Consider the following 26,964-nt stretch of genomic DNA (forward strand, 5'->3'; position numbering starts at 1 on the left):
GGTCTGGCCACACCGGCCTTGAATCGATCAGCTCTCAGCACTGGTCTGGCCACACCGGCCTTGAATCGATCAGCTCTCAGCACTGATCAGTTGTATAGAAGGGTTTGTGTCCCCTTCGTCTAGTGGCCTAGGACACCGCCCTTTCACGGCGGTAACAGGGGTTCGAGTCCCCTAGGGGACGCCACGATTACCCGCTCTGCGGGATTTATAAGGGTCATTCAATTATTGAATGGCCCTTTTGTTTGTCTGGCGTTTGGCCAAATTCCTCCACTTCCCAAAAAACTGTTCTTCAGACCAGCGGTCACACCCATGACTTGCTAAAATTTATTATGAGAATAATATTTCAATCGTAATATTCGGAGGCAACGATGAACGATAAAAAAGCTCAAACCCGCGAACGCATCCTCAAGGCTGCCAGCGCAGCGCTGATTCAGCGCGGCCCGGCCGAGCCAAGCGTGGGCGAAGTGATGGGCGCGGCGGGCCTGACGGTCGGCGGCTTCTACGCACACTTCGAAAGCAAGGACGCGATGATGCTGGAGGCGTTCAAGCAATTGCTCGGTCACCGCCGCGACCTGATTGCCGACATGGACGCGGAGTTGACCGGCGAAGAGCGCCGCACTCTGGTGGCAGCGTTTTACCTGTCGCGCAAGCACCGTGATTCCTCCGAATCGGCGTGCCCGATCCCGGCATCGGTCGGTGAACTGGGACGGCTGCCGGAAGCGTTTCGTATTGCATTGAATGAACACGTCGAAATGATGGTCGCGCAGTTGGCGGCCAGTCCTGAAGAAACCGAAAAAGCCCTGGCCGATATGGCCTTGATGGTGGGTGGGCTGGCTCTGGCGCGGGCGCTGGGGCCAGGAGAGTTGTCCGATCGATTACTGCGCGCCGCCAAATCGGCAGTGCGTTGACCTGAAGGCTGCGGCCTGAGGAGAATGCGATGAGCGCGTTAAAGTGGGTTCGTGGCGTTAATGGCACCTTGGGCTGGTTTGCCCCGAAACTGGTCGCTAGCAAAATGCGACTGGCCTTCATGACACCGCGGGATCTGCCGCCCCGTGACTGGGAGCTGCCGCTGTTGGCGAGGTCCGAGCGGATCACCTTGCGTTTCGGCCTCTCGGCGTTGCGTTGGGGGCAAGGCCCGGCCGTGTTGCTGATGCACGGTTGGGAAGGGCGGCCAACGCAGTTTGCCAGCCTGATCACGGCGTTGGTCGATGCCGGTTACTCCGTGGTCGCGCTGGATGGTCCGGCTCACGGGCGCTCGCCGGGCAGCGAGGCGAATGTGGTGCTCTTTGCTCGTGCCATGCTCGAAGCCGCCGCCGAACTGCCGCCACTGCAAGCGGTCATCGGCCACTCCATGGGGGGCGCCAGTGCGATGCTAGCGGTGCAGTTGGGCCTGCGCACGGAAACCCTGGTCAGCATCGCTGCCCCGGCGCGGATTCTGGGTGTGTTGCGTGGGTTCGCCCGCTACGTCGGACTGCCACCAAAAGCCCGTTCGGCGTTCATTCGCCAGGTCGAGCAAGACGTCGGCATGCGCGCCGCGACGCTGGATGTCGCTCACTATCAACTCGATATGCCCGGCCTGATTGTCCACGCCGAAGACGACAATCTTGTCTCTGTGAAGGAATCCCAGCTGATTCACGAAGCGTGGTTCGACAGCCGTTTGCTGCGCCTGCAAGAAGGTGGGCATCAGCGGGTGCTGGCTGACCCTCGGGTGATTGATGGCGTGTTATCACTGCTGGCCGGTCGCCGTCTGCAATCGCGCCAATCCGCTTGAGCATCCGTTACACTGCCCTGGTCGAAATTATCTGACCAGGGAGTCGGGCATGGGCTGGGATCGGGAAACGCCATTTATCATTGATCTGCAAGTGGACGCCGAGGACATTGACGGGTTGGGGCACGCGAACAACGCGGTCTACGTGACCTGGCTCGAACGCTGTGCCTGGCGCCACTCCCAACGCCTTGGCCTGGACCTGGTCGAATACCGGCGGCTGGACCGGGCGATGGCAGTGGTGCGCCACGAGATCGATTACCTGGCGGCAGCCTATGAAGGCGATGAGTTGCAATTGGCGACCTGGATTGTCGATTGGGATCAGCGCCTGAGAATGACCCGGCATTTCCAGTTGAAGCGACCCAGCGACAATTCGACCTTGCTGCGCGCGCAAACCACCTTCGTCTGTATCGAGCTGTCCAGCGGCAAGCCCAAGCGCATGCCGGTAGAGTTCATCGAGGGTTATGCTCCGGCATTGCTATCGCTCTAACCAATGTAGGAGCGAGCTCGCTCGCGAAAAACCTGAGACCGCCGCGGGGCGTCAGGCTGGTCGCGTTAACGTTGACGACCATCGCGAGCAATCGAGCGTCGACCGGCTGCTCCTACAGGGGATCTGCGATGTTCTGCAGAGTCCTGCTGAAACCAGTAAACTGCCGCACGTTTTTCCTCGAGTGTGTTTTTCATGCAAATTGCTTTGGCGCCCATGGAGGGGTTGGTCGACGACATCCTGCGCGATGTGCTGACCCGCGTGGGTGGTATTGACTGGTGCGTGACCGAGTTCATTCGGGTCAACGACCAGTTGCTGACACCTGCCTATTTCCACAAGTTCGGCCCGGAGTTGCTCAACGGTGCCCGGACGGCCTCCGGTGTGCCGCTGCGTGTGCAACTGCTCGGTTCCGATCCTGTGTGCCTGGCGGAAAATGCCGCGCTGGCTTGCGAGCTGGGTTCTGAAGTGATCGACCTGAACTTCGGCTGCCCGGCCAAGACCGTCAACAAATCCCGTGGTGGCGCGGTGCTGCTCAAGGAGCCCGAGCTGCTCAACCAGATCGTCGAGCACGTCCGTCGTGCCGTTCCTGCACACATTCCGGTCACTGCCAAGATGCGCCTGGGCTTCGACAGCCCGGACGGTTCGCTGGTGTGTGCCACGGCCCTGGCCGAAGGTGGTGCGGAGCATATCGTGGTGCATGCGCGGACCAAGGTTGACGGCTACAAACCGCCCGCGCACTGGGAGTGGATTCCACGGGTGCAGGACGTGGTCAAGGTGCCGGTGTTCGCCAATGGTGATATCTGGAGCGTCGAAGACTGGCGGCGTTGCCGCGAGATCAGCGGCGTGGAAGACATCATGCTCGGTCGTGGCCTGGTGTCGCGTCCGGATCTGGCCCGGCAGATCGCTGCCGCGCGGGCCGGGGAGGAGGTGGTCGAGATGACCTGGGCCGAGTTGCTGCCACTGATCCAGGACTTCTGGTTGCAGGCCAAGGCACAGATGACGCCTCGCCAGTCGCCGGGTCGCCTGAAGCAATGGCTGGCGATGCTGACCCGCAATTATCCCGAGGCGGTGGAGCTGTTCACCGTGCTGCGCCGTGAGACCGAGCTGGATAACGTCTCGCGTTTGTTGGGTCTGCCGGTGGCTGAAGCGGCCTGAAACTTTTTTGTGCCTTGTCCTCTAAAAACGCTACTTCAGCAGTTTTTGAAACTCCTCAACCGGCAACGGCTGACTATGCAAATACCCTTGGTAGAAGTGACAATCCAACCCCTGCAAGAACTCCAGTTGCTCTGCTGTTTCCACCCCTTCGGCAATCACTTTCAAGTCCAGGCTGTGGGCCATGGCGACGATGGCGCGGATGATCTCGGCGTCGTTCGGGTCGCTGGTGGCATCGCGGATGAACGACTTGTCGATTTTCAGGGTGTCGACCGGCAAGCGCTTGAGGTAGGTCAACGAGGAATAGCCGGTGCCGAAGTCGTCCATGGCGAAGCTCACACCGAGTTTTTTCAGGCGGCGCATTTTGCTGATGGTGTCTTCCAGATTCTGGATCACGATACCTTCGGTGATTTCCAGCTTCAGCAGGGAGCACGGCAGGCCATAGCTGTTCAGGCTGTTTTCGACGCGCTCGACGAAGTCGTTCTGGCGGAACTGGCGCGGGCTGATGTTCACGCACAGGCTGAATCTTAGCGGGTCTATCAGGCCGTTTTCGATCAATTGCTTGAAGGCCTGGCAGGCTTCGTCGAGGATCCAGGTGCCGACTTCCAGAATCAGTCCGCTGTCTTCCAGTACCTTGATGAACTCGTTGGGTGACTGCGGGCCAAGCTCCGGATGATTCCAGCGTACCAGGGCCTCGGCACCGACGATGCGGTCGCCCCGGGCGTCGACCTGGGGTTGGTAATGCACGCGAAACTCGCCCCGGGAAAGCGCCAGGCGCAAGTCGGTTTCCATGCGCAGGCGTTCGCTCGCGGCCTTTTGCATGGTGTTGTGGTACATCTGCGCGGTATTGCGCCCCGAGTCCTTGGCGCGATAGAGCGCGATGTCGGCGCGCTTGAGCAGGTCGGTCGGGGTCGAACCGTGATCGGGGATCAGCGCAATGCCGATGCTTGGTGTCACTTGCAGGCGCTGGCCATCGAGGAACATCGGTTCGGACAGCAGTTCGCGGATGGTGTCGGCCAGTTGGCGTACCTGATCGCTGACCTCGCTGCGCGAGCCTTCGAGACCGCTGAGCAGTACCACGAATTCGTCACCGCCCAGGCGCGCAACGGTGTCTTCCATGCGCACGCTGGCCTCCAGGCGCGCGGTGATGATTTTCAGCACGGTATCGCCCACCGGATGCCCGAGGGAGTCGTTGATGTGCTTGAAATGGTCGAGGTCGAGGAACATCAGCGCGCCGCGCAGGTTATGGCGTTTGAGCAGGGCGATCTGCTGGCTCAGGCGGTCCATCAGTAATGCCCGATTGGGCAGGTTGGTCAGTGAGTCGTGGTAGGCCAGGTGGCGAATCTGCGCTTCGGCGTTTTTCAGCAGGCTGACGTCTCGCGCGGTCAACAGCAGGCAGGCGGTTTCATTGAGGGTGATCGGCTCCACCGAGACTTCGACAGTGAGCAGTTCGCCGCGCTTGTTACGCCCGAGCATTTCCTGGTGATGAACCCGGCCCTTGATCTGCAATTCCGCCAGCAGCGCCGAGCGTTGTTTTTCTTCAGCCCAAATCCCCACCTGATACACCGTGCGGCCCACCACTTCTTCGGCGCGGTAGCCGGTCAGGCGGCAGAAGCCGTCGTTGACCTCCAGATAGCGCCCGGTGTCGCGCTCGGTGATGGTGATGGCGTCGGGGCTGGAGTGGAACGCCTTGGCGAATTTCTCTTCACTGGCCTTGAGCGCCGCTTCCGAGCGCTGTTGCTGGGTGATGTCGCGCAGCGTGGTGACAATGCAGGGCTGGTCGCCGACGCTGATCTGGCGGCTGGAAATCACGCAAGTCAGGACCTGTCCGTCCTTGTGCTGGACGAGAATGGCGACGTTGTTCAGGCCTTGTTCGCGGATCACTTGTTCGATCCGTCGCAGGCTTTTCGCTGAAGCGTCCCACAGGCCTATTTCGTCGGCGCTGCGGCCGATCACATCGGCGGTGCTCCAGCCGAAGGTCTGGGTGAAGCTGGAGTTGATTTCAATGAACTGGCCGCTGTCCTGGTGGGTGACGCAGATCGGGTCGGGGCTGACCTGGAACAGCGTGGCGAATTTCTCTTCGGAGGCCACCAGCCGTTGTTCGCGCTCCACCTGGTCGGTGATGTCGAGCAATGTGCCTGCCATGCGCACCGGCACGCCGTTGTCATCGCGGTAGAGGCGGGCGCGGCTTTCCAGGTAGCGCGAGCTGCCGTCAGGCAATTGCACGCGGTAGGTCAATTGATAGTTGCCGGCCGGGCCTTCACGCAGGCTGCGGTAAGCGTCGCGCATGGTGTCGCGTTCTTTGCCGGGCACGCCTTCGAAAAACTCGTCGAAGGACTCGTGAAAGGGTTTGGCGTCCAGGCCGTGCAGTTGGGCGGCCCGTGCCGATCCGTAGAGCATGCCGCTGGGAATGTGCCAGTCCCAGGTGCCGAGCTGCGCGGAGTCCAGGGCCAGGTCGAGGCGTTCCTGGCTGTCCTTGAGGGCATGTTCGGCGACTTTGCGTTCGGTGGTGTCCAGGAACGTGCTCAGTAGATAGGGCTGGCCTTCGAGCTCGACTTTTTGCGCACTGAGGATACCGTCATGGACCTGGCCATTGCTGGCGCGAAACTGCACTTCCATGCTCACCAGGTCGCCTTTGGCCTTGGTGGCCTTGACCAGGTCGGCCCGTTGCTCGGGATGCACCCACAGCCCCAGTTCCAGGGTGGTGCGGCCGATCGCGTTTTGTACCGGCCAACCGAACAGGCTTTCGAAATGCTGGTTGGCTTCGGAAATCAGGCCGTCTTCCTGGCGGGTCAGCAGGACCATGTTCGGGCACAGGTGAAACAGGGTGGCGAAGCGTTTTTCCGAGCTGCTCAACGCCTGCTCGCGCTGGCGCTGGTGGGTAATCTCGCGGATCACGCCGATCATCCGTGGCCTGCCGTGCTTGTCCGGCAACAGGCTGCCGTTGATTTCCAGCCAGTGCAGGCTGCCATCGGGCCAGCGGATGCGGTGATGCATCGCTTGCTCCAGTGGCGCGCCAGCGATGACCGCGTGGAAGGCGCGAAGGGTTTTCGCGCGATCTTCCGGGGGCAGCAGGTCGAGGTATTCCAGATCCGATGGCAATGGTTTGCGGGGGTCGAAGCCGAACAGCGCCTGCGTGCCCCGGGACCAGCTGATCTGCCCGCGCTCGATGTCCCAATACCAGGCGCCCAGGCGCGCGCCGTTGAGCGCGGCCAGTAATTGCGAGGCACTTTCCCAGCTCTGTTCTGAGCTTTTCGGATCAAGTGCCTGAATTCGCGGCATCGGCGGAATACGGTCTACAGATTTCGGCATTGGCAAGCCTTGAGCTGAGTTTGGGCGTTTGTTGCAGGAATTCTCGGCTCTATAGGAGTAGCACAAGTTAGCCTTGAGTCCCTGGCGGATCGAGTTGAGCGTCCAGCAAGGCCATGAAGGCCCGCGCAGCATTCGACAGCGTCCTTTCCGTGTGCAGGATATAGCCTAGCTGGCGAGTGAGCTGTATGCCCGGCAAAGGTATGCGTGCTACCTGGTCATCGAGCATGGTGCGCGGCAAAACGCTCCAGGCCAGGCCAATCGAGACCATCATCTTGATGGTTTCCAGATAGTTGGTGCTCATGGCGATGTTTGGCGTCAGGCCCTGGGCTTCAAACAGCCGTTGCACAATGTGGTGGGTAAAGGTATTGCCGCCGGGAAAGACCGCCGGGTGCCGGGCGATGTCTGCCAGGCTGACCTTGCCGTTGTTGAGTAGAGAATGCTCCGGGGCGACCACGAAATCCAGCGGGTCGTCCCACACCGGGGTGGCCTTGACCAGCGCATGGGGCTCTGGCGCGAGGGTGATGACCGCCAGTTCGGCGCGACCATGGAGGATCTCCTCATAGGCTACTTCCGAATCGAGAAACTGAATATCCAGCGCTACCTCGGGATAACGTCGGGTGAACTCCCTTAATAAAGGCGGCAAGCGGTGCAGGCCGATGTGGTGACTGGTGGCCAGGGTCAGACGGCCGGTCACCTCGCCCGTGAGGTTGGTCAAGGCGCGGCGCGTATCATCGAGGACATTCAGAATCTGGTAGGCCCGCGGCAGCAGGGCGCGCCCGGCCTCGGTCAGGCCCACTTCACGACCCAGGCGATCGAACAGCCGCACCTTCAATTGCTGCTCCAGCCCGGCGATGCGTTTGCTGATGGCCGGCTGGGTCAGGTGCAGCCTTTCCCCGGCGCCGGAGAAGCTTCCGGTCTCGGCGATGGCAATAAAAGCATTGAGGTTGGCCAGGTCCATGGTTGTATTCCAGTTGGTTATCCAAAGCATAAAAAATATGAATTTGAGTTATTTAATGTAACCCCATAGGATCAGCCTCACAAGCCAAAGGGTTATTGAGACTTTCAAGACCCAGAGGTCTGTGTAGCGAGTTTGTTAGTTCAAATTCGGATGCCAGAAGTCCATAGCCAAGGCGCTGCGACGAGTCATAGCGCGCTATGGCGAGGAGCAGCAACGCAGGATATGGGCTTCTGGCGCCGAAGTTGACTAACGAAACTCGCTATACAGACCTCACTGGCATAGAAAAAGCTGATGAGGAACCGTCTGATGGCCGGCAAAACGCTCTACGACAAGCTCTGGGATTCGCATTTGGTCAAGCAGCGCGACGATGGCTCTGCGCTGATTTACATCGACCGTCACATCATCCACGAAGTGACCTCGCCGCAAGCCTTCGAAGGCCTGCGTCTGGCCGGGCGCAAGCCATGGCGCATCGATGCCAACATCGCGACCCCGGACCACAACGTACCGACCACGCCGGAGCGCAAGGGCGGCATCAACGCCATCGTTGACCAGGTCTCGCGTCTGCAAGTGCAGACCCTCGATGACAACTGCGATGAATACGGCATCGTCGAGTTCAAGATGAACGACGTTCGCCAGGGCATCGTCCACGTCATCGGCCCGGAGCAGGGCGCAACGTTGCCGGGCATGACCGTGGTCTGCGGCGACTCCCACACCTCGACCCACGGCGCATTCGGCGCGTTGGCGCACGGTATCGGTACTTCCGAGGTCGAGCATGTGCTCGCCACTCAGTGCCTGGTCGCCAAGAAAATGAAAAACATGCTGGTACGTGTCGAAGGCCAATTGCCGTTCGGAGTGACCGCCAAGGACATCGTGCTCGCCGTGATCGGCAAGATCGGCACCGCCGGCGGTAACGGCCACGCCATCGAGTTCGCCGGCAGCGCGATTCGCGACCTGTCCGTCGAAGGCCGCATGACCATCTGCAACATGTCCATCGAGGCCGGCGCTCGCGTAGGCCTGGTGGCCGCGGACGAAAAAACCGTGGCTTACGTCAAGGGCCGTCCTTTCGCACCGAAAGGCGCGGAGTGGGACCTGGCTGTTGAAGCCTGGAAAGACCTGGTGTCTGACGCTGACGCCAAGTTCGATACTGTTGTCGAACTCGACGCCACCCAGATCAAGCCGCAAGTCAGCTGGGGCACTTCGCCTGAGATGGTGTTGGCGGTGGATCAGAACGTGCCGGATCCTGCGAAGGAAATGGACCTGGTCAAGCGCGACTCCATCGTCCGCGCCTTGAAATACATGGGGTTGACCGCCAACCAGGCGATCACCGACATTCAGCTCGACCGCGTGTTCATCGGTTCCTGCACCAACTCGCGGATCGAAGACCTGCGTGCGGCGGCCGTGATCGCCAAGGGCCGCAAAGTGGCCTCGACCATCAAGCAGGCCATCGTCGTTCCGGGCTCGGGTCTGGTGAAGGCCCAGGCCGAATCGGAAGGTCTGGACAAGATTTTCCTCGAAGCCGGATTCGAATGGCGTGAGCCGGGTTGCTCGATGTGCCTGGCGATGAACCCGGACCGTTTGGAAAGTGGCGAGCATTGCGCTTCGACCTCCAACCGTAACTTCGAAGGCCGTCAGGGCGCCGGTGGTCGTACCCACCTCGTCAGCCCGGCGATGGCCGCGGCCGCCGCGGTGAACGGTCGTTTCATCGACGTCCGTGAATTGATCCAGGGAGCGCAGTAAGCATGAGAGCATTTACCCAACATACTGGACTTGTCGCGCCTTTGGATCGTGCCAACGTCGACACCGACCAGATCATTCCGAAACAATTTCTGAAGTCGATCAAGCGCACGGGTTTTGGCCCGAACCTGTTCGATGAATGGCGTTACCTGGATGTGGGCCAGCCTTATCAGGACAACTCCAGGCGTCCGCTGAACAAGGACTTCGTCCTCAACGCCGAACGTTACCAAGGTGCCAGCGTATTGCTGGCCCGCGAGAACTTCGGTTGCGGCTCCAGCCGTGAACACGCGCCGTGGGCGCTGGAAGAGTACGGTTTCCGCAGCATCATCGCGCCGAGCTATGCCGACATCTTCTTCAACAACAGCTTCAAGAACGGCTTGCTGCCGATCATCTTGAGCGATGCCGAAGTCGATGAGCTGTTCCAGCAGGTCGAGGCCAATCCGGGCTATCAATTGCAGGTCGATCTGCAAGCCCAGACCGTGACCCGACCTGATGGCAAGGTGTTGAGCTTCGAAATCGATGCCTTCCGCAAACACTGCCTGCTCAACGGCCTGGACGATATCGGCCTGACCTTGCAGGACCATGAGGCAATTGCGACGTTTGAGGCCAAGCACCGGGCGAGCCAGCCTTGGTTGTTTCGCGACGCTTGATTTTGCGTTAGGCGTAATGACGCCATCGCGAGCAAGCTCGCTCCCACACTGGATTTGCGGCGTAAACAAAACCTGTGGGAGCGAGCTTGCTCGCGATGAGGCCAGAACAGACACCCCAAGACTCACCCCCAAAAGGAAGTCCCCATGACCAGCACCGCCCAGCACACCCAGGTAGTCCAGAAGCAATTCGGTGAACAGGCCTCGGCCTACCTGAGCAGCGCCGTACACGCTCAAGGCACTGAATTCGCGCTGCTACAGGCCGAGCTGGCCGGGCAGGGTGATGCCAGGGTCCTGGATCTGGGCTGCGGCGCCGGTCACGTGAGTTTTCACGTAGCCTCATTGGTGAAAGAAGTGGTGGCCTACGACCTGTCGCAGCAGATGCTCGACGTGGTGACCGCTGCCGCCGTCGATCGTGGTTTGAGCAACGTGTCCACGGTCAACGGTGCCGCCGAGCGCCTGCCGTTCGCCGATGGCGAATTCGATTTCGTCTTCAGCCGTTATTCGGCGCACCATTGGAGCGATCTCGGCGTGGCGTTGCGGGAAGTGCGCCGGGTGTTGAAACCGGGCGGTGTGGCGGCGTTCGTCGACGTATTGTCACCGGGTAGCCCGCTGTTCGACACTTACCTGCAAAGCGTCGAAGTGCTGCGCGACACCAGCCATGTGCGCGATTATTCCGCCGGCGAGTGGTTGCGCCAGGTCAGCGAGGCGGGGCTGCACACCCGCAGTACCACTCGTCAGCGCCTGCGTCTGGAGTACGACAGCTGGGTCGAGCGCATGCGCACACCTGAAGTGATGCGCGCGGCGATCCGCGCGTTGCAGCAGTCGATGGGCAATGAAGTACGCGAATATTTCGAAATTGAGGCCGATGGTTCGTTCAGTACCGATGTATTGGTGCTGATGGCTGAACGATAAGCTCTGAAAGAAGAGCGCCGAACGATAGACTTTTTCCGGGAGCGTCCAAGGGCGCACCGACTGATGACATGAGGAACGCATGAGCAAGCAGATTCTGATTCTCCCAGGTGACGGTATTGGCCCGGAAATCATGGCCGAAGCGGTCAAGGTGCTGGAGCTGGCCAGCGACAAGTTCGCCCTGGGCTTCGAGCTGAGCCACGACGTGATCGGCGGCGCTGCCATCGACAAGCACGGCGTGCCGCTGGCCGACGAGACCCTGGAGCGTGCCCGCGCGGCCGACGCCGTGTTGCTGGGTGCCGTTGGCGGCCCGAAATGGGATGCCATCGAACGTGACATCCGCCCTGAGCGCGGCCTGCTGAAAATCCGTGCGCAACTGGGCCTGTTCGGCAACCTGCGCCCGGCGATCCTGTACCCGCAATTGGCCGAGGCTTCCAGCCTGAAGCCGGAAATCGTGGCCGGCCTGGACATCCTGATCGTCCGTGAGCTGACCGGCGGCATCTACTTCGGCGCGCCACGCGGTACCCGTACCCTGGAAAACGGCGAGCGTCAGTCCTATGACACCCTGCCGTACAGCGAAAGCGAAATTCGTCGTATCGCCCGTGTCGGTTTCGACATGGCCATGGTCCGTGGCAAGAAGCTGTGCTCGGTGGACAAGGCCAACGTACTGGCCTCCAGCCAGCTGTGGCGTGAAGTGGTCGAACAAGTGGCCAAGGATTATCCTGAAGTCGAACTGAGCCACATGTACGTCGACAACGCCGCGATGCAGCTGGTGCGCGCACCGAAGCAGTTCGACGTGATCGTCACCGACAACATGTTCGGCGACATCCTGTCCGACCAGGCCTCGATGCTCACCGGTTCCATCGGCATGCTGCCGTCGGCGTCCCTGGACACCAACAACAAAGGCATGTACGAGCCGTGCCACGGTTCGGCGCCGGACATCGCGGGCAAGGGCATCGCCAACCCGTTGGCGACCATTTTGTCGGTGTCGATGATGCTGCGTTACAGCTTCAACCAGCAGGCCGCGGCCGATGCCATCGAGAAAGCCGTCAGCCTGGTGCTGGATCAGGGCTTGCGCACCGGCGACATCTGGTCGGCAGGTTGCACTAAAGTCGGTACGCAGGAAATGGGTGACGCAGTAGTCGCCGCGCTGCGGAATCTGTAATCTCTCGGGCCCGCTGCCAAATTCAAGACAAGGCAGCGGCCCACATTTCAAGAAGGTGTAGTTGCGATGAAACGTGTAGGTCTGATCGGTTGGCGCGGTATGGTCGGTTCCGTGCTCATGCAGCGGATGCTGGAAGAGCAGGATTTCGATCTTATCGAGCCGGTGTTTTTCACCACTTCCAATGTCGGTGGCCAAGGCCCGTCCGTGGGCAAGGACATTGCTCCGCTCAAGGACGCTTACAGCATTGAAGAGCTGAAAACCCTCGACGTGATTCTGACCTGCCAGGGTGGCGACTACACCAGCGAAGTCTTCCCCAAGCTGCGTGAAGCCGGCTGGCAGGGTTACTGGATCGACGCCGCTTCCAGCCTGCGCATGCAGGATGACGCGGTGATCGTTCTGGACCCGGTCAACCGCAAGGTGATCGACCAGCAGCTGGACGCGGGCACCAAGAACTACATCGGCGGCAACTGCACCGTCAGCCTGATGCTGATGGGTCTGGGTGGCCTGTTCGAAGCCGGTCTGGTGGAGTGGATGAGCGCCATGACCTATCAGGCGGCCTCCGGTGCCGGCGCGCAGAACATGCGTGAACTGATCAAGCAGATGGGCGCGACCCACGCCGCTGTTGCCGATCAACTGGCCGATCCGGCCAGCGCGATCCTCGACATCGACCGTCGTGTTGCCGAAGCCATGCGCAGCGACGCGTACCCGACCGAAAACTTCGGCGTACCGCTGGCCGGCAGCCTGATCCCGTGGATCGACAAGGAACTGCCGAACGGCCAGAGCCGCGAAGAGTGGAAGGCCCAGGCCGAGACCAACAAGATCCTTGGTCGCTTCAAGAGCCCGATCCCGGTCGATGGCATCTGCGTACGCATTGGCGCCATGCGCTGCCACAGCCAGGCGCTGACCATCAAGCTGAACAAAGACGTGCCGATCGCTGATATCGAAGGGCTGATCAGCCAGCACAACCCTTGGGTCAAGCTGGTACCGAACAGCCGTGAGACCAGCATTCAGGAGCTGAGCCCGAACAAGGTCACCGGCACCCTGAACATCCCGGTTGGACGTCTGCGCAAGCTGAACATGGGTTCGCAGTTCGTCGGCGCGTTCACTGTTGGCGACCAGTTGCTGTGGGGCGCGGCCGAACCGCTGCGCCGCATGCTGCGGATCCTGCTCGAGCGTTGATCGGTTGATGCAATGAAAGAACCCGTGCCTTGAGAGAGGTGCGGGTTTTTTTATGGTTATCTGCTTTGGGTGATCTGCTGTCTGAACGGGCGCCATCGTCGGAGCGCCGCCCGGAGCAAGCTCGCTCCCACAGTGAGTTGGAGTTGAATAGATATTTTGTGTACACCATCAATCCCTGTGGGAGCGAGCTTGCTCGCGATGGGGGCAGGTCAGGCACCACAGAATTGCCTGCATGCCACCCACCCGGTAAAGTGCCGCTCCCCCCGTTTCGCCAGAGGTAAAACCCATGAGCCAGTCCATTGATATTGCCGTGATCGGCGCCACCGGTACTGTCGGCGAAACGCTCGTGCAGATTCTCGAAGAGCGTGATTTCCCGATCGGCACCCTTCATCTGTTGGCCAGCAGCGAATCGGCCGGCAGTTCCGTACCGTTTCGCGGCAAGAACGTACGGGTGCGGGACGTCGATGAGTTCGACTTCAGCAAGGTACAGCTTGGGTTTTTTGCGGCCGGCCCGGCGGTTTCGTTGAGTTTTGCTTCCCGCGCGATCGATGCCGGATGCTCGGTGATCGATCTTTCCGGTGCCTTGCCGGCCGAAAAGGCGCCGCAGGTCGTGCCTGAGGCCAACGCTCAGGTGTTGGCCGGCTTGAAAAAACCGTTTCAGGTCAGCAGTCCAAGTCCGTCGGCCACTACGCTGGCGGTGGTGCTCGCGCCGCTGATGGATTTGCTCGATTTGCAGCGCATCAGCCTGACCGCCAGCCTGGCGGTATCGGCCCAGGGCCGCGAAGCCGTGAGCGAGCTCGCCCGGCAAACCGCCGAACTGCTGAATGTGCGGCCGCTGGAGCCGAAATTCTTTGATCGGCAGATGGCCTTCAACCTGTTGGCCCAGGTCGGCAAACCGGATGAGCAAGGTCATACATTGCTGGAAAAACGCCTGGTGCGTGAACTGCGCCAGGTCATGGCGCTGCCTGCATTGAAGATTTCCGTCACTTGCATTCAAGCCCCGGTGTTTTTTGGCGATAGCTATAGCGTGACCCTGCAGTCCGCGAATGAAATCGACCTGGCGAAAATCAATGTGGCCCTGGAAGACGCACCCGGCATCGAGCTGGTGGAAGCCGGCGATTACCCGACCCCGGTGGGCGATGCGGTAGGGCAGGATGTGGTCTACGTCGGTCGGGTTCGCCTGGGTATCGACGACCCGTCGGAACTTAATCTGTGGCTGACGTCAGATAACGTACGCAAAGGCGCGGCGCTCAACGCTGTGCAGCTGGCCGAGTTGTTGCTTAAAGACCTGCTGTAAAAGATACTTTGCAACAATTTGTCGAATGATTCCGCGCGTGCCTATGCTTGCCGGAGTGCTGAAGGCAGAGCCACTCTGTGGGGCTTTGCCGGGCATCAATGAAATGACCGCGCGCGACGACCCTCGCCGTTGCGCGCAATGCCTTACGGCAGCGGCTATCAATACCTTCTCGCTGGCCGAGGAATGTTCAAACTAAGGATGAGCTAATGGTTCAAGTTCGCAAACTGGTGTTAGCAATAGCGGCCGCCTCGGCGCTGTCCTCCGGTATGGCGCATGCCCTCGGGCTCGGGGAGTTGACCCTGAAATCGACGCTCAACCAGCCGCTGGTAGCGGAAATCGAGCTGCTCGATGTCAAGGATCTCACCGCCGCCGAAGTGGTGCCGAGCCTGGCCTCACCAGACGATTTCGCCAAGGCCGGTGTCGACCGCCAGGCGTTTCTCAACGACTTGACCTTCACCCCGGTGCTTAACGCCAGCGGCAAAAGCATCCTGCGCGTGACCTCCAGCAAGCCACTCTCCGAACCCATGGTGAAGTTCCTGGTTCAGGTCATGTGGCCGAACGGTCGTTTGCTGCGCGACTACAGTGTATTGCTCGATCCGTCCAAATTCTCGCCGCAAACCGCTGAAGCGGCTGCGCAACCAACGTCAACGGTTGCCGCGCCCGTCACCGGTGCGACCAAAGCGTCCCAATACACCACCACACCGCGCGATACCCTGTGGGAAATCGCCGCGAAGGCGCGTAATGGCGGTTCGATCCAGCAAACCATGCTCGCCATCCAGGCGCTGAACCCGGACGCCTTCATTGACGGCAATATCAACCGCTTGAAAACCGGCCAGGTGCTGCGCCTGCCGGACCAGGTGCAGAGCGCGGGCCTGCCGCAAGCCAAGGCCATTGCCGAAGTGGCTGCACAGAACACCGCATGGCGCCAGGGGCGTCGCTACGTGGCCAAACCCGGGGCAGGGCAGCAACAGCTCGACGCTACCAATCGCGCTCGCACCGATGGTGCGCCCGCTCAAGCGGCCACCGACAAACTGAGCCTGGTTTCTGCCGAGTCCGGCAAGAACCGTGGCAAAGGGGCCGCTGGAGATGCCACGGCCCTCAGCAACAAGCTGGCGATGACCCAGGAAAGCCTCGATACCAGTCGTCGTGATAACGCCGAACTGAAAAGTCGCATGACCGACCTGCAAAGCCAGGTGGACAAGCTGCAGCGCCTGATCGAGTTGAAGAACAATCAACTGGCCAAGTTGCAAACCGAGGGCGCTGCGGGTGCGCCAGCGGCTGCGACAGCTCCGGCGATGTCGGCCGAGCTGGCTGCCAACCCGGCAGCGCCTGCTGCGGCTGAAGCTGCAGCAGTGGTCACCGCGCCAGAGGCAACTGCGGCAGCATCCGACGATCAGAAATTCAATGAGTTGCTGAGCAATCCGGTGCTGCTGGGCCTGGTGGGTGGCGGTGCGGTGGTTCTGCTGCTCTTGCTGCTGTTGCTGGCGCGCCGCCGCAAAGCCCGGCAAGAAGCCGAAAAGCATATGCGCATGGCCCGTGCCTTGGCTGAAGAACAGCCGTTCTCGGCCGATTTCGACTTGCCGGACACCAGCTTCGAAGGCCTGGAAGTTCCATCGCCGAGCGTGAAGCTGGCGACTGCCCCGACGCCTGCTCCCGCGCCAGCGCCGGTGGTTGCCCCGGTCGTGATGACCACGCCGATCGCCGCGCCATTGGTGGCGCCGGCTGCCGAGCGTTCCGACGATGTGCTGGGCCAGGCTCAGTCGCACATCAATGCCGGTCGCCTGAACCAGGCTGCCGCGTTGCTGGAGGACGGCGTCAAGCAAGAGCCGAAGCGCAGCGACTTGCGCTTGAAACTGATGGAAGTCTACGGCCAGCAAGGCGACCGCGATGCGTTCGTCGGCCAGGAGCGTCAGTTGGTGGCCAATGGCGACAACTTCGCCCAGGTTGAAAAGCTCAAAAGCCGCTTCCCGGCCATGGCGCTGGTGGCTGCCGGTGGCATCGCCGCAGCCGCCGTTGCTGCCGAGCTGGATGCGCAATACGTCAAGGACCTGTTGCTCGATGAGCCGCAAGCACCGGCGCCAGAGCCGTTCGAGGATGACCTCGACAGCGCCTTCGACCTGAGCCTGGATGATCTGGACGCGATCACGCCTGTGGCGCCTGCGCCTGCACCTGTGCCGGAGCCTGAAGTGACGGCGCTGGCAGACCTGGACGAATTCCCGCTGGACGACGATCTGAGTTTTGAGTCGGTGTTGCAGCAGCAGACTGAAATCAAGGAAAACCTCGATGATCTGTCGGACTTCGACCTGGACCTGGACCTCGGTGCAGAACCGTTGCCGGCGATACTGGCTGAAGACGATTTCCTGCTGGATCTGGACGAAGGCGTGAAGGATTTTCCGGTCGCTGAAACCCCGGCTGTTCCTGAGGTCGCGCTGGATGACCTGGAATTGCCGGCCGATTTCGATCTGTCGCTGGCCGACGAAATGGACGCACCGGATGCGTTCGCGGCTGAGCTGGATGATGTCAACGCCGAGCTGGAGAGCCTGTCCAGCAGCATCGGCGAACCGACCTTCACCGAAGCAGATGCCGCGCTGGGCGACGATGATGACTTCGACTTCCTCTCGGGTACTGACGAAGCCGCTACCAAGCTCGATCTGGCTCAGGCCTATATCGACATGGGCGACAGCGATGGCGCTCGCGACATCCTCAATGAGGTGGTGAGCGAAGGCAGTGTCGAGCAGAAGAGCGAAGCCGAGGAAATGCTTTCGCGCCTGGCTTGAGTGATCGGTAGGTTGTAAAAAAAGCGGCAGCCCATTGAGGCTGCCGTTTTTGTTTGGCCGGTGATGCGTTGGTGTCTGCGAAATTGCTATCGCGGGCAAGCCCGCTCCCACAGGTTATGTGGGCGACATAAATCACTGTAGGAGCGGGCTTGCCCGCGAAAGGGCCGGAACAGTCAAAGGAGATCTCTCTGGCATCCCCGCCCGGCGGCCTTATAATGCCCGCCTTTGGTACATCAGCAGGCTGTCTCTCCTTGGCAAATATAGATAACCCGGCCGCCGAAATGGCAGCCGACGGCTTTTTCCGGATCGCGCTGGGCGTCGAATACAAGGGCTCGCGCTACCGCGGCTGGCAGCGCCAGGCGTCCGGGGTGCTGACCGTGCAGGAAACCCTCGAAAACGCCTTGTCCAAAGTCGCCGACTCACCCGTTTCGCTGATGTGCGCCGGGCGTACCGACGCCGGGGTGCATGCCTGCGGACAGGTGGTGCATTTCGACACCCAGGTCGAGCGTTCGATGAAGGCCTGGACCATGGGCGCCAACATCAACTTGCCCCACGACGTCAGTGTCAGTTGGGCCAAGGTCATGCCGGCGCATTTCCATGCACGGTTCAAGGCCATCGCCCGGCGTTATCGCTACGTGATCTACAACGATCAGATCCGCCCGGCGCACCTTAACGAAGAAGTGACCTGGAACCACCGTCCGCTGGACGTCGAGCGCATGGCCGAGGCCGCCCAGTACCTGCTCGGCACCCATGATTTCAGCGCGTTTCGCGCCGGTCAGTGCCAGGCCAAGTCACCGATCAAGGAACTGCATCATCTGCGCGTCACCCGTCACGGCAAGATGATCGTGCTGGATATTCGTGCCAGCGCCTTCCTGCATCACATGGTGCGCAACATTGCCGGCGTGCTGATGACCATCGGCGCCGGAGAGCGTCCGGTGGAGTGGATGAAAGAGGTGCTGGAGAGCCGGATTCGGCGGACCGGTGGCGTGACGGCGCATCCGTTCGGGTTGTATCTGGTGCAGGTCGAGTACCGTGACGAGTTCCAATTGCCCGAGCGTTACATCGGTCCACACTTCCTGACCGGTTTCTCGGAACTTGGCGGCTGACGCCCTCGAATGCTTTTGTTACCATCCGGGACTTTCCCGGATTTGTCTTGGAGTTGTGTCGACATGTCAGCCGTTCGCAGCAAGATCTGTGGGATTACCCGCATGGAAGATGCGTTGGCAGCCGTCGAGGCCGGGGCGGATGCCATCGGATTCGTGTTCTACGCCAAAAGCCCTCGCGCGGTGACGTTCCAGCAGGCGCGCTCGATCATCAAGGCGCTGCCGCCGTTCGTGACCACCGTGGGCTTGTTCGTCAATGCGAGCCGTTGCGAATTGGGTGAAATTCTCGACGCGGTGCCCCTGGACCTGCTGCAATTTCACGGCGATGAAAGCGCGGCCGAGTGCGAAGGTTGGCATCGCCCGTACATCAAGGCGCTGCGGGTCAAGGCGGGTGATGACATCGCCGCGGCCTGTGATGCCTATGCCAGTGCCAGCGGCATCTTGCTCGATACCTATGTCGAAGGCGTTCCCGGAGGAACCGGTGAGGCATTTGACTGGTCACTGATACCGCAAGGCCTGAGCAAGCCGATCATTCTGGCGGGCGGTCTGACGCCGGGCAACGTCGCCGAAGCGGTTGCGCGCGTTCGACCTTACGCCGTGGATGTCAGCGGCGGGGTAGAGGCGAGCAAGGGCATCAAGGATCACGCAAAGATTCAGGCATTTATCAAAGCGGTACGCGGTAGCACCTGTTGATGTGACGGCTGGCAGACTGCCGCCGTCCACTGCACTGTAAAAAGCGGATGCACTGCACACAGCAGGCAGATCCGAGGGTTTGTGGTTGCACGCAGGTCATGTTTCGCGCTGACCGTGGCAGTCCATCGACCGTCGCCGCACACATGAATTTAGCGCTAGGGCATACACGGGGCCGCGAACCAGAGCGTTCGGGCCGCCGGTACTGGAGAAAGAAAGCATGAGCAACTGGTTAGTAGACAAACTGATCCCTTCGATCATGCGTTCCGAGGTCAAGAAGAGCTCGGTGCCTGAAGGTCTTTGGCACAAATGCCCGTCTTGCGAGGCTGTGCTTTATCGCCCGGAATTGGAAAAGACCCTGGACGTTTGCCCCAAGTGCAATCATCACATGCGTATCGGCGCCCGCGCCCGTATCGACATCTTCCTCGACGTTGAAGGCCGTACCGAGCTGGGTGCAGACCTGGAACCGGTTGACCGTCTGAAATTCCGCGACGGCAAGAAGTACAAGGACCGCCTGACCGCTGCACAAAAGCAGACCGGCGAAAAAGACGCGCTGGTTTCCATGAGCGGCACTTTGCTGGGCATGCCGGTCGTGGTTTCGGCGTTCGAGTTTTCCTTCATGGGCGGTTCGATGGGCGCCATCGTCGGTGAGCGTTTCGTTCGTGCCGCCAACTACGCCCTGGAAAAACGTTGCCCGATGATCTGCTTCGCCGCTTCCGGCGGTGCGCGGATGCAGGAAGCGCTGATTTCCCTGATGCAAATGGCCAAGACCTCTGCGGTGCTGGCGCGTCTGCGTGAAGAAGGCATCCCGTTCATCTCTGTGCTGACCGATCCGGTCTACGGCGGCGTTTCCGCCAGTCTGGCGATGCTGGGCGACGTGATTGTCGGTGAGCCGAAGGCGTTGATCGGTTTTGCCGGTCCGCGTGTGATCGAGCAAACCGTGCGTGAAAAACTGCCGGAAGGCTTCCAGCGCAGCGAGTTCCTGCTGGAGCACGGTGCCATCGACATGATCATCGATCGTCAGGAGCTGCGTCCGCGTCTGGGCAATCTGTTGGCGCAAATGATGGGGCTGCCGACGCCGACGTTCGTTGCTGCACCCATCGAGCCGATCGTGGTTCCGCCGGTGCCAGCCAGCCTATGATCGAACGTACCCTTGGCGAATGGCTCGCCTACCTCGAGCAGTTGCACCCTTCGGCCATCGACATGGGCCTGGAGCGGTCGCAGCAGGTAGCGTCCCGCATGGGACTGGGCAAGCCGGCGCCTCGGGTGATTACGGTCACCGGGACCAACGGCAAGGGTTCCACCTGTGCGTTCGTGGCGTCCTTGCTGCGAGCCCAGGGCTTGAGCGTGGGGGTTTACAACTCCCCACACCTGCTGCGTTACAACGAGCGGGTGCAGCTCAATGGTGTCGAAGCCACGGACGCCGAGCTGTGCGAGGCCTTTGCTGCGGTAGAGGCCGGGCGCGCTGATACTTCCCTGACATACTTCGAAATGGGCACCCTGGCGGCGTTCTGGCTGTTCCAGCGCTCAGGGCTCGATGCGGTGGTGCTGGAAGTCGGTCTGGGCGGTCGGTTGGACACGGTCAACGTGGTGGACGCCGATGTGGCGCTGGTCACCAGTATTGGCGTCGATCATGCGGATTACCTCGGTGATACCCGTGAGTCCGTGGCCTTCGAGAAGGCCGGTATTTTCCGTCAGGGCGCGCCTGCGCTCTGCGGCGATCTGAATCCTCCACAGCCGTTGCTGGACAAGGCGCGCGAGCTCAAATGCCCGTTTTTCCTGCGTGGGCGCGATTTTGATCTCGGCGTCACCGATCACAACTGGCAGTGGCGTGGTGTCGATGCGCAAGGGCGTGCGGTTGAACTGCGCGACCTGCCACTGCTCGATCTGCCGATGGAAAACGCTGCGCTGGCGTTGCAGGCGTACCTGCTGCTCGGCTTGCCTTGGGTGGATGCGCAGATTATCGAGGCGCTGCGGGCAACGAAGGTGGTCGGTCGTCTGGATCGCCGTGAGTTCGAGTGGCAAGGCAAGCGCTTGAATCTATTGCTGGATGTGGGGCATAACCCGCATGCGGCGGAGTATCTGGCGCGTCGCTTGGCCAGTCGTCCGCCGGTCGGCAAGCGTCTGGCGGTGTTCGGTCTGCTGGCGGACAAGGATCTGGATGGTGTTGTCGGCGAATTGAATGCTAGTGTCCAGCACTGGGCCGTAGCACCTCTGGATTCGCCTCGGGCGCGTCCGGTTGCGGATTTGCACGAGGCGTTGCAAGGTCTTGGTGCGTCGGTCACGCCCTACGAAAGTGTAGCGGCCGCCCTGGAAGGGCAGTGCGCGCAGGCCACGAGCAACGACGAAATCCTGTTGTTCGGATCATTTTATTGTGTCGCCGAGGCCCTTGAATGGCTGGCCCGGCGCTCCACGGAGGACGCGGCGAATGGCATTGCTGGATAAGGCATACAAGCAGCGCATGGTTGGCGCCCTGGTGTTGGTCGCGCTGGCGGTGATTTTTCTGCCGATGCTGTTTTCCCGCCAGGACGAACAGCGCCGGGTGACGGTCGAAGCGCCTGCGGCTCCGCAGGCGCCTGTGATGCCCCAGGTACAGGTCGAGCCCGTGGTGGTGCCCGAGCCGCAAGCCTTGCCTCAGGAGCCTGTGCCGAGCGATGAGGAAATCGCCCAGCAGGAATCGGCGGTGCCAACTGCGCCGGTGGTTCCAGCGCATGCGGCTCCAACGCCAGCGGCCAAACCGGCTGCGCCCGCGCCGGTCCCGGCTTTGGCGGCCAAGCCTGCGACAGCGCCTGCCCAGCCGATCACGGCGGCACCGGGCAAGCCGGACACCACGCAAAGCCGTGTCGATGCCAATGGCTTGTCTGTCAGTTGGTCGGTGCAACTGGCCAGCCTGTCGAGTCGTGAAAGCGCGGAAAAGCTTCAGAAAACCCTGCGCAGCCAGGGTTACAACGCCTACATTCGTACCGCCGACGGCAAAAACCGGGTGTTTGTCGGGCCGCTGATCGAGCGTGCCGAAGCCGACCGGCTGCGTGACTTGCTGAACCGCCAGCAGAACCTCAAGGGTTTTGTCGTGCGCTTTCAACCGGAACGTGGCTAAAACTATCGCCCCGATATGAAATGCACAGACAATCGCAGCTTACCGATAAGCACGGGCTCTGCTAAAATGCGCCGCCTTATCCGTCTGTAGGCTGCACTGTGCCATTTACCTGGGTTGACTGGGCGATCGTTGCAATCGTCGCCATCTCCGCATTGATCAGTCTGAGCCGCGGCTTCGTCAAAGAAGCATTGTCGCTGCTGACCTGGATCATCGCAGGAGTCGTTGCCTGGATGTTCGGTGGCTCACTGTCCGAGTACCTCGGCGGGTACATTCAAACGCCATCGGCTCGTATAATCACGGGCTGTGGCATCATGTTTGTCGCCACTTTAATCGTAGGCGCAATGATCAATTATCTTATCGGCGAACTGGTTCGCGTCACCGGGCTCTCCGGGACCGACCGATTCCTCGGCATGGCCTTCGGCGCCGCGCGTGGCGGGTTGCTGGTGGTTATCGCCGTCGGGCTGTTGAGCCTGGGGCCGGTACAGCAGGACGGGTGGTGGAAAGAGTCACAGCTCGTGCCAAAATTTTTATTGGTCGCCGACTGGTCCAAAAACCTGATCCTCGGGTGGAGCAGTCAGTGGCTTGCCAGCGGAATCAGCGTACCCGCTGATATTCCGTTCAAGGAGCACCTCTTGCCGATGGCCAAAACGCCTCAGTGAGTTGTGTTCAGTTCAGATCCATTAAGTAGGGGTTGCGTCGCATGTGTGGCATCGTCGGTATCGTCGGTAAGTCGAACGTCAATCAGGCGCTGTATGACGCGCTAACCGTCCTCCAGCACCGCGGCCAGGACGCTGCCGGTATCGTTACCAGCCATGATGGCCGGTTATTCCTGCGCAAGGACAACGGCCTGGTGCGTGACGTGTTCCATCAGCGTCACATGCAGCGTCTGGTCGGTCACATGGGTATTGGCCATGTGCGCTACCCGACCGCGGGCAGCTCGACCTCGGCCGAAGCTCAACCGTTTTACGTCAACTCGCCTTACGGCATTACCCTGGCGCACAACGGTAACCTGACCAACGTTGAACAACTGGCCAAGGAGATTTACGAATCTGACCTGCGCCACGTCAACACCAGCTCCGATTCGGAAGTGCTGCTCAACGTGTTCGCGCACGAACTGGCCCAGCGCGGCAAGTTGCAGCCAACCGAAGAAGACGTGTTCGCCGCCGTGACTGACGTGCACAACCGTTGTGTCGGTGGCTACGCCGTCGTGGCGATGGTGACCGGCTACGGCATCGTCGGTTTCCGCGACCCGCACGGCATCCGCCCGATCGTGTTCGGCCAGCGTCACACCGACGAAGGTGTCGAGTACATGATCGCCTCCGAAAGCGTTTCCCTGGACGTGCTCGGCTTCACCCTGATTCGCGACCTGGCACCGGGCGAAGCGGTCTACATCACTGAAGACGGCAAGCTGCACACCCGTCAGTGCGCGACCAACCCGTCGTTGACTCCATGCATTTTCGAACATGTGTACCTGGCGCGTCCGGATTCGATCATCGACGGCGTGTCGGTCTACAAGGCCCGCCTGCGCATGGGTGAGAAACTGGCCGAGAAGATCCTGCGCGAGCGTCCGGATCACGATATCGACGTGGTCATCCCGATCCCGGACACCAGCCGCACTGCGGCCCTGGAACTGGCGAACCACTTGGGCGTGAAGTTCCGCGAAGGCTTCGTGAAGAACCGCTACATCGGCCGGACCTTCATCATGCCGGGCCAGGCCGCGCGGAAAAAATCCGTACGCCAGAAGCTCAATGCCATCGAACTGGAATTCCGCGGCAAGAACGTGATGCTGGTGGACGACTCCATCGTTCGCGGCACCACCTGCAAGCAGATCATCCAGATGGCTCGCGAAGCAGGCGCCAAGAACGTCTACTTCTGCTCCGCAGCGCCAGCGGTGCGTTTCCCGAACGTCTATGGCATCGACATGCCGAGCGCCCACGAACTGATCGCGCATAACCGTTCGACCCAGGACGTAGCAGACCTGATCGGCGCTGACTGGTTGATCTATCAGGACTTGCCTGACTTGATCGAAGCGGTCGGTGGCGGCAAGATCAAGATCGACAAGTTCGATTGCGCGGTGTTCGATGGCCAGTACGTCACCGGCGACGTCGACGAGGCTTACCTGAACAAGATCGAGCAGGCACGCAACGATGCCTCCAAGGTCAAGACGCAGGCAGTCAGTGCGATCATCGATCTGTACAACAACTGAGTTTCTACCGGCCCTGAGGGGCCGGTTTTGTATCTGGCAAAAAGAACTTCATCTATCAAGAGCAGGGCAAGGAGTGACAGCATGAGTCAGGAATGGGATGCCGGTCGGCTGGACAGCGACCTCGAAGGTGTAGCGTTCGATACCCTGGCCGTACGCGCCGGTCAGCACCGTACGCCGGAAGGCGAACACGGTGATCCGATGTTCTTCACCTCCAGCTACGTGTTCCGTACCGCCGCCGACGCCGCTGCGCGCTTCGCTGGCGAAGTGCCGGGCAATGTTTATTCGCGCTACACCAACCCGACCGTGCGCGCGTTCGAAGAGCGCATCGCCGCGCTGGAAAGCGCCGAGCAGGCCGTGGCGACCGCCACCGGCATGGCGGCCATCATGGCCGTGGTGATGAGCCTGTGCAGCGCCGGTGATCATGTGCTGGTGTCGCGCAGCGTATTCGGCTCGACCATCAGCCTGTTCGAGAAGTACTTCAAGCGTTTCGGTATCGAAGTCGATTACGTGGCCCTGGCGGACTTGTCCGGTTGGGATGCAGCGATCAAATCCAACACCAAATTGCTGTTCGTCGAGTCGCCGTCCAATCCGCTGGCCGAATTGGTAGATATCGCCGAACTGTCGAAAATCGCACACGCCAAAGGCGCGATGCTGGTGGTCGACAACTGCTTCTGCACCCCGGCCTTGCAGCAGCCGCTGAAAATGGGCGCGGACATCGTCGTGCACTCGGCCACCAAGTTCATCGACGGCCAAGGCCGTTGCATGGGCGGCGTGGTTGCCGGTCGCAGCGAGCAGATGAAGGAAGTGGTGGGTTTCCTGCGTACCGCCGGCCCGACCCTGAGCCCGTTCAATGCGTGGATCTTCCTCAAGGGCCTGGAAACCCTGAACCTGCGGATGAAGGCCCATTGCGCCAACGCCCAGCAACTGGCCGAGTGGCTGGAGCAGCAGGAAGGCATCGAGAAAGTCCATTACGCCGGCCTCAAGAGCCATCCGCAGCACGAACTGGCGCTGCGCCAGCAGAAGGGTTTTGGTGCGGTCGTCAGTTTTGAGGTGAAGGGCGGCAAAGAGGGCGCCTGGCGCTTTATCGATGCCACGCGCCTGATTTCGATCACCGCCAACCTGGGCGACAGCAAAACCACCATCACCCATCCGAGCACCACGTCCCATGGCCGCCTGGCGCCGCAGGAGCGTGAAGCGGCGGGTATTCGTGACAGCCTGATCCGCATTGCGGTCGGTCTGGAAGACGTGGCGGACCTGCAAGCCGATCTGGCGCGCGGCCTGGCTGCGTTGTGATCGACTTGTCTGCGCCGATCGCAGGCTCAAATGGCCGCGTAGCGCTGGTGACCGGTGCTGCGCGGGGCATTGGCCTGGGGATCTCGGCCTGGCTGCTCAGCGAAGGCTGGCAAGTCGTGCTGACGGATCTGGACCGCGAGCGCGGCTCGAAAGTGGCGAAAGTGCTGGGTGACAACGCCTGGTTCATCGCCATGGATGTCTCGAATGAAGGGCAGGTCGCGCTGGGGGTGGCCGAGGTGCTCGGCCAGTTCGGGCGCCTGGATGCGCTGGTCTGCAATGCCGCGGTTGCCGATCCGCATAACATCACCCTGGAAAGCCTCGATCTGGCTCACTGGAATCGGGTGTTGGCGGTGAACCTCAGCGGGCCGATGTTGCTGGCCAAGCACTGTGCGCCGTACCTGCGCGCTCATGGCGGTGCCATCGTCAATCTGGCCTCGACCCGCGCCGGGCAGTCGGAACCCGACACAGAGGCCTATGCGGCGAGCAAGGGTGGTTTGTTGGCTCTGACCCATGCACTTGCAATCAGTCTTGGCCCGGAGATCCGGGTCAATGCCGTCAGCCCTGGCTGGATCGACGCGCGCGATCCTTCGGTGCGGCGTGCCGAACCCTTGACCGAAGCCGATCATGCCCAGCATCCGGCGGGCAGGGTAGGGACGGTCGAGGATGTCGCGGCGATGGTGGCCTGGCTGCTGTCGAGAAATGCCGGGTTTGTCACCGGCCAGGAATTCGTGGTCGATGGCGGCATGACCAAGAAGATGATTTACAGCGAGTGATGGGGGCAGGGTGCGGTCTTCAGCATTTGATGTTGAATGTGCTGCCCTCATCGCGAGCAAGCTCGCTCCCACAGAGGGAGAGAGCATGCTTTTAACTGTGGGAGCGAGCTTGCTCGCGATGGCGGACTGATGGTTGCCGACATTGGCCGGAATGAAATGATTTTGTCTTTTTCAGAAAAACTTCAATCCTGCTATTGACTTAGGTTCGCTACCTGCGTAAATTTCGCGGCCTCGGAGATGCAAACGGGTGATTAGCTCAGCTGGGAGAGCGTCTGCCTTACAAGCAGAATGTCGGCGGTTCGATCCCGTCATCACCCACCACTCCCGAGATACTTGCGAAAGCAAGAGGTAGGCTGAAATGCCTCCACCGACGCGCAGCGGTAGTTCAGTCGGTTAGAATACCGGCCTGTCACGCCG

The 26,964-nt window shown here is 61.0% G+C and carries 22 protein-coding genes and 2 tRNA genes; 22 read left to right on the forward strand and 2 right to left on the reverse strand.

Features of this window, described 5'->3' with window-relative positions; all coding sequences use genetic code 11:
• Window positions 1–108 precede the first annotated feature (108 nt).
• The 5 genes from AC1DXW_RS27240 (at window position 109) to AC1DXW_RS27260 (ending at window position 3,407) form a co-directional block, all read left to right on the forward strand.
• Window positions 109–184, forward strand: a tRNA-Glu gene (locus AC1DXW_RS27240).
• Between the two features lie 184 nt (window positions 185–368).
• Window positions 369–908 carry a TetR/AcrR family transcriptional regulator gene (locus AC1DXW_RS27245; protein ID WP_477755760.1) on the forward strand — a complete coding sequence of 180 codons (540 nt, stop codon included), beginning with the start codon at window positions 369–371 and terminating at the stop codon, window positions 906–908.
• 29 nt (window positions 909–937) lie between these two features.
• Window positions 938–1,771: an alpha/beta fold hydrolase gene (locus tag AC1DXW_RS27250; RefSeq protein WP_477755761.1), complete on the forward strand. Its 834-nt coding sequence runs from the start codon at window positions 938–940 to the stop codon at window positions 1,769–1,771.
• 49 nt (window positions 1,772–1,820) lie between these two features.
• Complete coding sequence (locus tag AC1DXW_RS27255; protein WP_477755762.1) at window positions 1,821–2,255, forward strand: acyl-CoA thioesterase; 435 nt, start codon at window positions 1,821–1,823, stop codon at window positions 2,253–2,255.
• 192 nt (window positions 2,256–2,447) lie between these two features.
• Entirely contained in the window at window positions 2,448–3,407 is a 960-nt protein-coding gene (locus tag AC1DXW_RS27260) for a tRNA dihydrouridine synthase (protein WP_008050845.1), read from the forward strand.
• Between the two features lie 30 nt (window positions 3,408–3,437).
• Here AC1DXW_RS27260 and AC1DXW_RS27265 read toward each other — a convergent pair whose 3' ends face one another.
• Together AC1DXW_RS27265 and AC1DXW_RS27270 are read right to left on the reverse strand one after the other, a co-directional pair.
• A complete protein-coding gene (locus AC1DXW_RS27265; protein ID WP_477760701.1) occupies window positions 3,438–6,716 on the reverse strand; it encodes a sensor domain-containing protein in 3,279 nt (1,092 codons plus the stop codon).
• Window positions 6,717–6,783: 67 nt separating this feature from the next.
• Entirely contained in the window at window positions 6,784–7,674 is an 891-nt protein-coding gene (locus tag AC1DXW_RS27270) for a LysR family transcriptional regulator (RefSeq protein ID WP_110659881.1), read from the reverse strand.
• Window positions 7,675–7,980: 306 nt separating this feature from the next.
• Between AC1DXW_RS27270 and leuC the strand changes: the two genes are divergently transcribed.
• The 17 genes from leuC to AC1DXW_RS27355 all read left to right on the forward strand — a co-directional run bounded on the left by leuC (window position 7,981) and on the right by AC1DXW_RS27355 (window position 26,868).
• Window positions 7,981–9,411, forward strand: a complete 1,431-nt coding sequence (gene leuC / locus AC1DXW_RS27275; protein WP_477753991.1) for a 3-isopropylmalate dehydratase large subunit — start codon at window positions 7,981–7,983, stop codon at window positions 9,409–9,411.
• 2 nt (window positions 9,412–9,413) lie between these two features.
• Window positions 9,414–10,058 carry a 3-isopropylmalate dehydratase small subunit gene (gene leuD / locus AC1DXW_RS27280; protein ID WP_477753992.1) on the forward strand — a complete coding sequence of 215 codons (645 nt, stop codon included), beginning with the start codon at window positions 9,414–9,416 and terminating at the stop codon, window positions 10,056–10,058.
• Window positions 10,059–10,202: 144 nt separating this feature from the next.
• The gene (locus tag AC1DXW_RS27285; protein ID WP_477753993.1) at window positions 10,203–10,970 is read left to right on the forward strand and encodes a class I SAM-dependent methyltransferase; all 768 of its coding nucleotides are present in this window, start codon (window positions 10,203–10,205) and stop codon (window positions 10,968–10,970) included.
• Window positions 10,971–11,049: 79 nt separating this feature from the next.
• Entirely contained in the window at window positions 11,050–12,132 is a 1,083-nt protein-coding gene (gene leuB, locus AC1DXW_RS27290; RefSeq protein WP_007997553.1) for a 3-isopropylmalate dehydrogenase, read from the forward strand.
• 66 nt (window positions 12,133–12,198) lie between these two features.
• The gene (gene asd, locus AC1DXW_RS27295) at window positions 12,199–13,311 is read left to right on the forward strand and encodes an aspartate-semialdehyde dehydrogenase (protein ID WP_007975660.1); all 1,113 of its coding nucleotides are present in this window, start codon (window positions 12,199–12,201) and stop codon (window positions 13,309–13,311) included.
• Window positions 13,312–13,597: 286 nt separating this feature from the next.
• Window positions 13,598–14,608, forward strand: a complete 1,011-nt coding sequence (locus AC1DXW_RS27300; protein ID WP_477753994.1) for an aspartate-semialdehyde dehydrogenase — start codon at window positions 13,598–13,600, stop codon at window positions 14,606–14,608.
• 206 nt (window positions 14,609–14,814) lie between these two features.
• Window positions 14,815–17,385 carry a motility hub landmark protein FimV gene (locus AC1DXW_RS27305; protein WP_477753995.1) on the forward strand — a complete coding sequence of 857 codons (2,571 nt, stop codon included), beginning with the start codon at window positions 14,815–14,817 and terminating at the stop codon, window positions 17,383–17,385.
• 281 nt (window positions 17,386–17,666) lie between these two features.
• Window positions 17,667–18,491, forward strand: a complete 825-nt coding sequence (truA, locus tag AC1DXW_RS27310; RefSeq protein WP_095943676.1) for a tRNA pseudouridine(38-40) synthase TruA — start codon at window positions 17,667–17,669, stop codon at window positions 18,489–18,491.
• 63 nt (window positions 18,492–18,554) lie between these two features.
• On the forward strand, window positions 18,555–19,181 hold the full coding sequence (locus AC1DXW_RS27315) for a phosphoribosylanthranilate isomerase (protein ID WP_477753996.1): 627 nt from the start codon (window positions 18,555–18,557) through the stop codon (window positions 19,179–19,181).
• Window positions 19,182–19,398: 217 nt separating this feature from the next.
• Window positions 19,399–20,319 carry an acetyl-CoA carboxylase, carboxyltransferase subunit beta gene (gene accD, locus AC1DXW_RS27320; protein ID WP_477753997.1) on the forward strand — a complete coding sequence of 307 codons (921 nt, stop codon included), beginning with the start codon at window positions 19,399–19,401 and terminating at the stop codon, window positions 20,317–20,319.
• Entirely contained in the window at window positions 20,316–21,623 is a 1,308-nt protein-coding gene (gene folC, locus AC1DXW_RS27325) for a bifunctional tetrahydrofolate synthase/dihydrofolate synthase (RefSeq protein ID WP_477753998.1), read from the forward strand. Before accD ends, folC begins: the two co-directional genes overlap by 4 nt.
• Entirely contained in the window at window positions 21,607–22,275 is a 669-nt protein-coding gene (locus AC1DXW_RS27330; RefSeq protein WP_477753999.1) for an SPOR domain-containing protein, read from the forward strand. The genes folC and AC1DXW_RS27330 overlap by 17 nt, the downstream gene beginning before the upstream one ends.
• Window positions 22,276–22,373: 98 nt before the next feature.
• On the forward strand, window positions 22,374–22,934 hold the full coding sequence (locus AC1DXW_RS27335; protein WP_477754000.1) for a CvpA family protein: 561 nt from the start codon (window positions 22,374–22,376) through the stop codon (window positions 22,932–22,934).
• Window positions 22,935–22,975: 41 nt separating this feature from the next.
• Window positions 22,976–24,481 carry an amidophosphoribosyltransferase gene (gene purF / locus AC1DXW_RS27340; RefSeq protein WP_020795479.1) on the forward strand — a complete coding sequence of 502 codons (1,506 nt, stop codon included), beginning with the start codon at window positions 22,976–22,978 and terminating at the stop codon, window positions 24,479–24,481.
• A gap of 81 nt (window positions 24,482–24,562) precedes the next feature.
• Window positions 24,563–25,774 carry an O-succinylhomoserine sulfhydrylase gene (locus tag AC1DXW_RS27345; protein ID WP_477754001.1) on the forward strand — a complete coding sequence of 404 codons (1,212 nt, stop codon included), beginning with the start codon at window positions 24,563–24,565 and terminating at the stop codon, window positions 25,772–25,774.
• Entirely contained in the window at window positions 25,771–26,547 is a 777-nt protein-coding gene (locus tag AC1DXW_RS27350) for an SDR family oxidoreductase (protein WP_477754002.1), read from the forward strand. The genes AC1DXW_RS27345 and AC1DXW_RS27350 overlap by 4 nt, the downstream gene beginning before the upstream one ends.
• Before the next feature lie 245 nt (window positions 26,548–26,792).
• Window positions 26,793–26,868 (forward strand) — tRNA-Val (locus AC1DXW_RS27355).
• Window positions 26,869–26,964 lie beyond the last annotated feature (96 nt).

The organism is Pseudomonas sp. P4_C4, from assembly GCF_056402055.1.